The organism is Mesorhizobium sp. M7A.F.Ca.CA.002.05.1.1 (assembly GCF_003998335.1).
Lineage (GTDB): Bacteria > Pseudomonadota > Alphaproteobacteria > Rhizobiales > Rhizobiaceae > Mesorhizobium.
In genome coordinates this window covers 1-3030 of sequence record NZ_RZQI01000742.1, presented here as the reverse complement: position 1 = coordinate 3030, position 3030 = coordinate 1, and the positions used below count along the sequence as shown (strand labels likewise).

The window sequence follows — 3030 nt, the reverse complement described above, 5'->3', positions numbered from 1 at the left end:
TCCCGACGGCTTCGCGCCGGTCGTACCGAACGACGATGAGAAGGCCGTGCTGGCGTCGATTGCGACGGCGGTGGAACTGCTGCGCCGTGACCGGCTCGACCGGCTGGGCGGGCGGCTGGCGCCGCATTCGGGAGCTCTGAAGCGCGACTGGGTGGTAAAGATCGGCGATGACTATCTGTCGGCCTCGATTATCGAGGGCATGATTTCCATTCCGATGGAAATCGATCTGTCGATCGAGGCCGGCAGGGCGTTGACCGTTGCATCAGACTGGCGGCCGGGCGACCTGGTCTGGCGCGGCACGGTCGGCAAGCGCAAGGTTACGGCTCAGGTCAGGCCGGTTGCCAACGGCTTTCGCATAGCCTGGAAAGGCATGTCGGTGACCGCGCGCGCCATGCTGCCGCGCACCGCCGAGCTGGAAAGGCTGATGCCCGAAAAGGTGGCGCCGGACACGTCGAACCTGCTGCTTTGCCCGATGCCCGGCCTTGTCGTGTCGATTGCCGTTGCCGAAGGCCAGGAGGTCAAGGCCGGCGAGACCTTGGCGGTGGTGGAAGCGATGAAGATGGAAAACGTGCTGCGTGCTGAACGCGACCTTGTCGTCTCCAAGCTCAACGCCAAACCGGGTGACAGCCTGGCTGTCGACGCGGTGATCATGGAGTTTGCGTAAGGCTGGCCGGGCAGGCAGCCTGTGATCAGCAGTGGTTTGTGCTGGACTGGCATCGCGCGGTCCCGGACAATACATCTCCATCGACTCAAGGACCTTCACACAGCACCATGGCCGACGAAAAACTTCCCCGCGATCCCCTGAAGCGCGAAGCAGCGATTGCTGCGGCGCGGCCGGAGGCCCCGGCGCGGCCCTTCGTCCATTTGCGCGTGCATTCGGCCTATTCGCTGCTGGAAGGCGCCTTGCAGATCGGCAAGGTGGTGGCTCACGCCGTCAAGGACGAAGCCCCGGCCATTGCCGTGACCGACACCAACAATCTGTTCGGCGCCCTGGAATTCGCGCAGAAGGCGGTGAAGGACGGCATCCAGCCAATCATCGGCTGCCAGGCGGCGCTCGCCTTTTCCGGCGAAAACAGCGATGGCCAGCGCGACCGCCGACGGCAAGGTCCCGATATGCGGCCGGTCGTCCTGCTCGCCGCGACCGAAGCCGGCTATTCCAATCTGGTCAGGCTGGTCAGCCGCGTCTACCTCGAAACGCCGCCAGGCGAAGCCGTGCACCTGGCCACCGAAATGATGGAAGGCTTTTGTGACGGGTTGATCTGCCTCAGCGGTGGGCCGCGCGGACCGATCGGCACCGCGCTCAAGGAAGATCGCCGCGATCTGGCCGAAGCCCGGCTTTTGACCCTCAAGGCAATGTTCGGCGACCGGCTCTATGTCGAGCTGGATCGGGTTTCCGGTTATGATCGCGTGATCGAAAAATCCTCGATCGATCTGGCCTATGCCCATGAACTGCCCCTGGTCGCCACCAACGAGGCGTTCTTTTCCTCCCGTGACGACTATGACGCACATGACGCGCTGATCGCCATCGCCGAAGGATCGGTCGTCGCCGCCGACAATCGTCGCCGGCTGTCGCCGGACAATTTCCTGCGCAGCCAGGCCGATATGGCCAGGCTCTTTGCCGATCTGCCAGAAGCGATCGACAACACTGTCGAGATCGCGCTGCGCTGCTCCTATTATCCCAAAAACCGCAATCCGATCCTGCCGCGCTTCACCGGCGGCGATGTCGCTGACAATGACGCCGCGGTGCAGGCGGAAGCCGACGAACTGGCCCGCCAGGCGCATGAGGGGCTCGACGCGCGCCTCGCCATGCATGGCCCGACTGCGGGCTACTCGGTCGAGCAATACCGCGAGCGGTTGAATTTCGAGCTTGGCATCATCACCAAGATGAAGTTTCCCGGCTACTTCCTGATCGTTGCCGACTTCATCAAATGGGCCAAGGCGCAAGGCATTCCGGTCGGGCCAGGCCGCGGTTCGGGCGCAGGCTCGCTGGTCGCCTATTCGACGACCATCACCGACATCGATCCGCTGCGCTTCTCGCTGCTTTTCGAGCGCTTCCTCAATCCCGACCGCGTGTCGATGCCCGACTTCGACATCGACTTCTGCCAGGATCGGCGCGAGGAGGTCATCCGCTACGTCCAGCAGAAATACGGCCGCGACCAGGTCGGCCAGATCATCACCTTCGGTACGCTGCAGGCGCGCGCCGTGCTGCGCGACGTCGGCCGCGTGCTGCAGATGCCCTATGGCCAGGTCGACAAGCTCTCCAAGATGGTGCCGCAGAATCCGGCCAACCCGGTCAAGCTCGCCGACGCCATCGCCAACGAGCCGCGCTTTGCCGAAGAGGCCGAGAGGGAGCCGATCGTCCAGACGCTGCTCGACATGGCGCAGAAGCTGGAGGGCCTTTACCGCCACGCCTCGACGCACGCCGCCGGCATCGTCATCGGCGACCGGCCGTTGTCGGAACTGGTGCCGATGTACCGCGATCCGCGCTCGGACATGCCCGTCACCCAGTTCAACATGAAATATGTTGAGCAGGCCGGGCTGGTGAAGTTCGACTTCCTCGGCCTGAAGACGCTGACCGTGCTGGAGACGGCGGTCAAGCTGATCCGCCGGCGTGGCATCGAGATCGACCTGGCGACGATCCCGCTCGACGATCCCGAGACCTACGCCATGCTGTCGCGCGGCGAAGTGGTCGGCGTGTTCCAGGTGGAAAGCGCCGGCATGCGCAAGGCGCTGATCGGCATGCGGCCCGACTGCATCGAGGACATCATCGCGCTGGTTGCGCTCTACCGCCCCGGTCCGATGGAGAACATTCCGACCTACAACGCCAGAAAGCATGGCGAGGAGGAGATGGCGTCGATCCATCCCAAGATCGACCATCTGGTGAAGGAGACGCAAGGCGTCATTGTCTACCAGGAACAGGTGATGCAGATCGCGCAGGAGCTGTCCGGCTACTCGCTCGGCGAAGCCGATCTGCTGCGCCGCGCCATGGGCAAGAAGATTCGCGCCGAGATGGACAAGCAGCGCGAGCGC

Annotated in this window: 2 protein-coding genes; both read left to right on the top strand. The window is 64.0% G+C overall.

What is annotated here, in order from left to right; genetic code table 11:
• Window positions 1–664: biotin/lipoyl-containing protein (locus EN939_RS27660; RefSeq protein WP_127270895.1), on the top strand; the 664-nt coding region annotated here is incomplete at its 5' end.
• Between the two features lie 107 nt (window positions 665–771).
• Window positions 772–3030: DNA polymerase III subunit alpha (gene dnaE / locus EN939_RS27655; RefSeq protein WP_127270893.1), on the top strand; the 2259-nt coding region annotated here is incomplete at its 3' end.